Annotated in this window: 5 protein-coding genes; 3 read left to right on the top strand and 2 right to left on the bottom strand. The window is 37.4% G+C overall.

Annotation, left to right across the window (positions count from 1 at the left end):
* Positions 1-110 precede the first annotated feature (110 nt).
* Both VB264_RS02075 and VB264_RS02070 read right to left on the bottom strand, forming a co-directional pair.
* Positions 111-581: an Lrp/AsnC family transcriptional regulator gene (locus VB264_RS02075; RefSeq protein WP_309913206.1), complete on the bottom strand. Its 471-nt coding sequence runs from the start codon at positions 579-581 to the stop codon at positions 111-113.
* Positions 582-600: 19 nt separating this feature from the next.
* Positions 601-1,503 (bottom strand): LysR substrate-binding domain-containing protein, encoded by a 903-nt coding sequence (locus VB264_RS02070; RefSeq protein ID WP_323246335.1) that lies wholly within the window; start codon positions 1,501-1,503, stop codon positions 601-603.
* A gap of 164 nt (positions 1,504-1,667) precedes the next feature.
* On the opposite strand from VB264_RS02070, the gene VB264_RS02065 reads away from it, so the two are divergent.
* The 3 genes from VB264_RS02065 to VB264_RS02055 all read left to right on the top strand — a co-directional run bounded on the left by VB264_RS02065 (position 1,668) and on the right by VB264_RS02055 (position 6,115).
* The gene (locus VB264_RS02065) at positions 1,668-2,198 is read left to right on the top strand and encodes a GNAT family N-acetyltransferase (RefSeq protein WP_323246333.1); all 531 of its coding nucleotides are present in this window, start codon (positions 1,668-1,670) and stop codon (positions 2,196-2,198) included.
* A gap of 199 nt (positions 2,199-2,397) precedes the next feature.
* Positions 2,398-4,797 carry a 3-hydroxyacyl-CoA dehydrogenase/enoyl-CoA hydratase family protein gene (locus VB264_RS02060; protein WP_323246331.1) on the top strand — a complete coding sequence of 800 codons (2,400 nt, stop codon included), beginning with the start codon at positions 2,398-2,400 and terminating at the stop codon, positions 4,795-4,797.
* Positions 4,798-4,939: 142 nt separating this feature from the next.
* The gene (locus VB264_RS02055; protein WP_323246329.1) at positions 4,940-6,115 is read left to right on the top strand and encodes an acetyl-CoA C-acyltransferase; all 1,176 of its coding nucleotides are present in this window, start codon (positions 4,940-4,942) and stop codon (positions 6,113-6,115) included.
* Positions 6,116-6,304: the final 189 nt, after the last annotated feature.

The raw sequence follows: 6,304 nt of genomic DNA, 5'->3' as shown, positions 1-6,304 counted from the left end.
AAATCACTAAATCACTAAATCACTAAATCACTAAATCACTAAATCACTAAATCACTAAATCACTAAATCACTAAATCACTAAATCACTAAATCACTAAATCACTAAATCACTAAATCACCTCAATAGGTACAGGCGTTTGGCTTTTTATTTCGTTGACTACAAATCTGCTTTGAGCATTTCCAATATTTGAGAGTGTCGCTAATTTGTGTAAAATAAAATGGCGGTATTCATCCATATCTCTTACCAATACTTTTAATAAGAAATCCGATCCTCCAGAAATACAATAACATTCTACTACTTCTGGCAAGAGTAAAACATCTTTTTCAAATTGCTCTAGAAAACTAGCTGCATGCTCTTTTAAGGTTACATCCACCAATACCACCAAACTTTTTCCGAGTTTAGATTTATTCAGAATGGCCGTGTATTTTTCAATTACTCCTTCACTTTCAAGGCGTTTTATCCTTTCGTGAATAGGCGTTGTTGTTAAATTAAGTCTTGCAGCAATTTCCTTATTGGTCATCAACGCATTTGCTTGCAGAAACTGCAAGATTTTTAAATCTATGTTATCTAATGCTGCCATTTTATGGGTAATTAAAAGATTATTTAATGGGAAGTGAATCACTAAAACTTAAGGAATCAGCGATTTTTAAGAAATTCTGCAACACAGGATTAGTATCATCTTTTCGCCACATGATAGAGAGATTAGTTTGCTCTGAAATATTTTTAAGCTCAATAAACTTTACTTTCATGGCCGAACTATGTTTGTATGAAATGGGCATCAATGAAATGCCAAGATTGTGCTCTACTAACTTTAAAATAGTAGCCCCATAGTTTGATTCATGGACTACATTGGGCAGAAAGCCCTCTCTTTCACAAAGCCTCAATAATAAATCATGATAAACAGAACTAGAATTATTAGGGGGTAAAATAAAATTATCGTTTTTTACCTGAGCTAAACTCTTAAAATTATCCTCATTGATAGGGTGACACGCTGGTAAAATTAGGGCAAAAGGCTCTCTAAAAATAATTTTAGAAGTAAGGTATTTGTCTGGATGCAATTCTCGAATAAAACCAACATCAATTTCATAGTTTTTCAAAGCATCCATCACAGAGCTATCTAGCATTTCAGATAAGTTGGCTTTGATACTTGGAAAAAATAATTTCAAGGCTGATAGAAGCGGAGGAATTACAGAATAAATAGCAGAACCAGGGTGTCCAATCCTAATTTCGCCTTCTTCACCATTATGAATCAGTTGAGTTCTGTGTTTGATATTATCTAATTGCGACAGAATTTTTTGCGCTTCATTATTGAGATATTCGCCTGCGGGCGTAAGTTTTACATTGCGTTTGTCTCGCTCGAATAGCAATACTCCTAATTTATTTTCCAATTGTTGAACCTGCCGACTTAAAGCGGGTTGAGCAATAAAAAGCTTTTCGGAAGCTTTAGAAAAATGAAGCTCGGAAGCAACACCTAAAAAATAAGATAGCTGTCTAAAATCCATTGTTTTTAATTTTAAAGAGTCAGGAAGTAAAAAAATAGATAAGTGCAGAAGTTTTGACTTATGCCTAAAAAGCATAAGTTGATATAAATTAAGCATTTTTTATTATAAATAGAAAATGGTTTATTTGTAAATATTCTATTATACGTTTAAAATAGCTAGTTCTTATGAGTAAAAATATCCAAATTCGTGAGGTAAATTACTTAGATGCTCCCTTGATTTGTAAGATTAGTGAAGAAACTTTTATAGATACTTATGGAGAACAGAATACTCCTGAGAACCTACAGGCTTATTTAACGAAGCATTTCAATCAAGCACAGATACTAACTGAAATTCAGACAGATAGAACGATTTTTTTAATAGTAACGCTTGAGGACGAAGCGGTTGGTTATGCTAAACTTAGGGTAAATAAAAGCGAATTTTCGGATAGAAATGCCTTAGAATTAGAACGCATCTACGTTAAAAAGGATTTTCATGGACAAAAGTTAGGTGGATTGTTATTAGAGCAATGCTGTGAAAAGACGAAGGCTGTAGGCTGTGACCTGCTCTGGCTGGGTGTATGGGAGTATAATTTGAAAGCATTGAACTTTTATAAAAGTAAAGGGTTTGAAATAAATGGAAGCCATATTTTTATGTTAGGAAGCGATGAGCAGACGGATTATTTAATGACAAAAGAATTGAATATACTTAAAGTATAAATACTCAATCGAAAAGAAGTGAGTATAAACAATATTTACACAATTCGTGTGAATTTTTAGAAAAGGTTAATACACAAAATCCCTACCCTTGGTGGGGATTTTTGTTTTTTTGTGAAAGATAGAAATAATTAAATAGTATGCTTGCATAACAAATTTATTTTTATTTAACTTTACCTATATTTTTTATAAAACAAACAACATGAACCGTTCAATTAGAAAAGTAGCCGTTTTGGGCTCTGGGATTATGGGAAGCCGTATCGCTTGCCATTTTGCTAATATAGGCGTTGAGGTCATGCTTTTGGATATTGTTCCGAAAGAACCCAACGATACTGAAAAAGCCAAAGGGCTTAGCACTGATCATCCTGCGGTGCGAAATCGTATTGTAAACGACGCCTTTCAACAAACTTTAAAAGCTAATCCAGCGGCATTGTATGCTGCATCTTTTGCCAATAGAATAAAACTGGGCAATTTTGATGATAATTTAGCCGAAATCAGTCAATATGACTGGGTAATTGAAGTAATTGTTGAAAATTTAGCTATTAAAAAATCATTGTATGAAAAAGTAGATGCTTTGCGTAAAGTAGGTACTTTGGTTACTTCCAATACTTCTGGAATTCCTATCCACCTAATGGCAGAAGGACGTTCGGAAGATTTCAAAAAACACTTCTGTGGGACACACTTTTTTAACCCTCCTCGTTATCTGAAACTATTGGAGATTATTCCAACGCCAAACACCGATACTACCGTTATAGATTTCCTGATGCATTATGGCGACCGTTATCTTGGCAAAACCACCGTTTTGTGTAAAGATACTCCTGCTTTTATTGCTAACCGTGTGGGGGTTTATTCGATGATGAAAACCATGCAGGTAGTAGAAGAGCTTGGATTGACAGTGGAGGAAGTAGATAAGTTGACATCTGTAGTGGTAGGTCGTCCGAAATCAGGAACTTTCCGTTTGTCGGATGTGGTGGGTTTAGATACTACCATCAACGTTTCGAATAATTTGTATGCAGGACTAACCAACGACGACGCAAAAGATACTTTTATCTTGCCAGAAATGGTGAAAAAGTTGCAGGAGAAAAAATGGTTAGGAGATAAAACTGGTCAAGGATTTTATAAGAAAATAAAAGGAGCGAATGGCAAATCAGAGATTTTAGCCTTGAACCTAAAAACCTTTGAATATGAGCCTTCTCAAAAAGTAAAATTTGCTGTTTTTGAGCAAACTAAAAGCTTGCCTTTGAAAGAGCGTTTTGCTGTTTTATTAGCAGACAAAAGCAAAGCAGGGGAATTTTATAGAAAAACTGTCTTAGATGGTTTCAGGTATGTAACCAACAGAATCCCTGAGATTTCGGATGAATTATACCGCATTGATGCCGCTATTTGCGCAGGTTTTGGTTGGGAAATTGGCTTGTTTGAAACATGGGATGCCATTGGGGTAGAAAAAGGACTTGCGCTGATGGAAGCTGAAGGCATGAAATCAGCAGACTGGGTACACGAAATGTTAGCGTCGGGAGCAAAGACTTTCTATAAACGAGAAGGAGGAAAGCGTTTGTATTATGATATTCCAACGAAATCATACAAGGTAATTCCTGGCACGGAATCGTTTATTATTCTAGAAAACTTGTCTAATAACATTGTCTGGAAAAATGCAGAGAGCAACGTATATGATTTGGGCGATGGTATTTTAGGCTTAGAATTTCGTTCAAAAATGAACACCTTTGGTGCTGGCGTGATAGAAGGAATTCAGAAAGGAATCAGTTTGGCAGAGAAAGATTTTCGTGGTTTAGTGATCGGGAACGATAGTACAGAGGCATTTTCGGCAGGAGCCAATTTGGCGATGTTGTTTATGTTTGCTATCGAACAAGAGTACGACGAAATCAACATGATGATTGCTCAGTTCCAACAAACCATGATGAGAGTACGTTATTCTTCAATCCCTGTTGTCGTTGCGCCACATTCGTTGGCTTTGGGTGGTGGTTGCGAAATCAATCTGCATGCTGATAGAGTGGTAGCCTCCGCAGAAACTTATATGGGATTGGTTGAAGTAGGTGTAGGCTTGATTCCTGCGGGTGGTGGTACGAAAGAAATGGCACTTCGTTGTTCAGATTTATACAAAAATGGTGATCCTGAACTGAATACGCTACAAAATGCGTTTATGAATATAGCGATGGCAAAAGTAAGTACTTCGGCACAAGAAGCGTATGAGATGAACTATTTGCGTCGTGGAGATGAGATTGTCTTGAATCGTTCTCGCCTCATTGCGGATGCCAAACAAGCAGCCATTGAATTAGCAGAAGCAGGGTACACTCAACCAAAAAAACGTAACGATATCAGAGTTCAAGGTAAAGCTGGTATAGCCTTATTTAAAGCAGGTGTTCAAGGCATGAAAATGGGTAGATATATTTCAGACCATGATGCCAAAATTGCAGAAAAACTAGCGTATGTGATTTCTGGAGGAGATTTGAGTTATCCACAGTTGGTATCAGAACAATATTTATTAGACCTTGAACGTGAAGCTTTCTTGTCGCTTTCTGCAGAGAAAAAGACATTAGAGCGTATCCAGAGTTTATTAAATGGAGGAAAACCGTTGAGGAATTAGGCTATGCCGTAGGCAATAGGCTGTAAGCTTTAGGCTTATTCAGTTTTTGCTTTTACAAAACGGTTTGATTTCAATTATCCAACAAAGTATTTGTTATTGTCCCTGCCTAAAGCTTACAGCTTATGGCCTAAAGCTAAAAAAAATGAACGCATATATAGTAGCGGGCTATCGTACCGCTGTTGGAAAAGCCCCAAGAGGTGTTTTCCGTTTTACAAGACCAGACGATTTGGCGGCTGAAGTTATCAAACATTTGGTGGCACAAGTGCCTGCCCTAGACCCTACGCGTGTAGATGATTTGATTGTAGGTAATGCCGTTCCAGAAGCAGAGCAAGGAATGCAGATTGCTCGCTACATCGCTTTATTATCATTACCTAAAAATGTTCCAGGCTTTACCATTAATCGCTACTGCGGTTCTGGTATCGAGGCAATCGCTTTGGCTTCGGCTAAAATTCATGCGGGTATTGCAGACTGTATTATTGCAGGTGGGGCAGAGTCGATGTCGTTGGTTCCTACTACAGGTTACAAAATGGCCTTAAATTTTGAAATTGCTCAGAAACATCCTGATTATTATATCGGCATGGGACTAACAGCCGAACAGGTACGTGAACAATTTAATATTTCTCGTGAAGAGCAAGACGAATTCTCAGTAGCATCACATACCAAGGCATTGGCAGCGCAAGCGAATGGATTATTCAAAGATGAAATCGTGCCGATTACGGTAAAAGAAACGTTTTTTGATGCGAACTCAGGCAAAAAGAAAACCCGTGAATATGTAGTTGATACAGACGAAGGACCACGTGCAGGTACAACAATGCAAGCATTAACAAACCTAAAACCTGTTTTCGCAGCAGGAGGAACGGTAACGGCTGGTAATTCCTCACAAACGTCTGACGGTGCGGCTTTTGTCATGGTAATGTCAGAGGCAATGGTGAAGGAACTAAATCTTGAGCCTATCGCTCGTATGGTTACTTATGCTACGGCTGGCGTAGAGCCACGTATTATGGGTATTGGTCCAGTAGCTGCTATTCCATTAGCGTTGAAAAAGGCAGGCTTGAACATCAATGATATTGACCAAATAGAACTAAATGAAGCCTTTGCAGCGCAGTCGTTAGCTGTAATCAAGGAATTAGATTTAGATCGTTCAAAGATAAATGTAAATGGAGGTGCTATTGCTTTAGGACATCCGCTAGGCTGTTCGGGGGCAAAGCTTTCTATACAATTATTTAACGAAATGCGTCGAAGAAATCAAAAATACGGAATGGTTTCAGCTTGCGTAGGTGGCGGCCAAGGCGTAGCTGGCATTTATGAGTTATTGTAGTTTTTAGATTCGTTAAGTTGAAAGGGGCAGGGTTACTTGCCCTTTTTTGCTTTATTTATCACTAGCTAGTATCGATTATCCATAAGTATATAAATGGATGATAATCAATGTATTAATTTCTAGCGAGGGACTTAAGTCCCTCGCTAGAAATTAATAAAGATTTGACTTAATTCTACTATAATTTAAACT

Source organism: Arcicella aquatica (assembly GCF_034928825.1).
Taxonomy (GTDB): domain Bacteria; phylum Bacteroidota; class Bacteroidia; order Cytophagales; family Spirosomataceae; genus Arcicella; species Arcicella aquatica.
This window is presented reverse-complemented; position numbering and strand designations above follow the sequence as displayed.

What these genes read in the sequence shown, in the direction of transcription:
- VB264_RS02060 (WP_323246331.1), top strand. Translation starts at nt 2,398, where the DNA reads ATGAACCGTTCAATTAGAAAAGTAGCCGTTTTGGGCTCTGGGATTATG.
- VB264_RS02075 (WP_309913206.1), bottom strand. Translation starts at nt 581, where the DNA reads ATGGCAGCATTAGATAACATAGATTTAAAAATCTTGCAGTTTCTGCAA.
- VB264_RS02070 (WP_323246335.1), bottom strand. Translation starts at nt 1,503, where the DNA reads ATGGATTTTAGACAGCTATCTTATTTTTTAGGTGTTGCTTCCGAGCTT.
- VB264_RS02065 (WP_323246333.1), top strand. Translation starts at nt 1,668, where the DNA reads ATGAGTAAAAATATCCAAATTCGTGAGGTAAATTACTTAGATGCTCCC.
- VB264_RS02055 (WP_323246329.1), top strand. Translation starts at nt 4,940, where the DNA reads ATGAACGCATATATAGTAGCGGGCTATCGTACCGCTGTTGGAAAAGCC.